1 protein-coding gene is annotated in these 885 nt (G+C 69.5%); it reads left to right on the top strand.

The window, feature by feature from the left end; all coding sequences use genetic code 11:
• Window positions 1-807: transposase (locus tag BST13_RS38055; RefSeq protein ID WP_142282955.1), on the top strand; the 807-nt coding region annotated here is incomplete at its 5' end.
• Window positions 808-885 lie beyond the last annotated feature (78 nt).

Genomic DNA, 885 nt, shown 5'->3' with positions numbered 1-885 from the left:
CGTCAGCAAGCCAAGATTGATCGCTACATCGCCGGCGGGTGCGTGGGGCGCGCCCCCTTGCCCGTCGAGCGCAACGCCAAAGTCAACCGGGTCAAGGACGCGTTGGGGCGGGCGATCGCCGAGGCCGCGGCCCGTGAGCAGGCCCAGCAGGCGGCTGCCCAGCGCGCCGCGGCGCGCCGCGGTGGCCAGCCCCGGCGCAACATCACCGACCCGCAGTCACGGATGATGCCGCTGCGTGGTGGCGGCTGGGTGCAGGGTTACAACTGTCAGGCCGCCACCAGCAGCGACGGGTTGATCATCGCCACCAGCGTGGGCAACAACTCCAGCGATGCCCCCGCGTTCGTGACCATCCTGGACAAGGCCACTGCTGCGGCTGCCCTCATCGACGCCCACCGCCGCGATCGCAGCGGGGCGGCGAGCGGGATCGGGGTCGTGCTCGCCGATGCCGGCTATCTGAGCATCGACAACCTCACCGAGCCCGGACCTGACCGGTTGATCGCGGTGGGAAAGAGTCGTGACCTGGCCGTGGCCGCCCGCGAGGAACCCACCACGGGGCCACCCCCGACGGAGGCCACTCCGATCGAGGCGATGGCGCATCGACTGCGCACCCCCGAAGGCCACGCCCTCTACAAGCAGCGCAGTCATATCGCCGAGACCCCGTTCGCGCACGCCAAACACAACCTGGGATTCCGGCGCTTCACCAGCCGCGGAATCAACAGGGCCGCCGCAGAATTCAGCTTTCACGCCCTGGTGCACAACCTCTTCAAAGCGATCGGAACCGCAGCCCTCGCTCCCGCCGCCGGCTAAACCGACCTCGGGCCCGGCCACCCGCCACCACTGACGAGATCCGTTGCACTGACCCCCACACGATTCCGCAACAGCCCG

The sequence above is a fragment of the Mycobacterium aquaticum genome, from assembly GCF_002086485.1.
Classification (GTDB): Bacteria; Actinomycetota; Actinomycetes; order Mycobacteriales; family Mycobacteriaceae; genus Mycobacterium; species Mycobacterium aquaticum.
The sequence above is the reverse complement of the archived record's forward strand: the minus strand, read 5'-3'. Positions and strand labels throughout refer to the sequence as shown.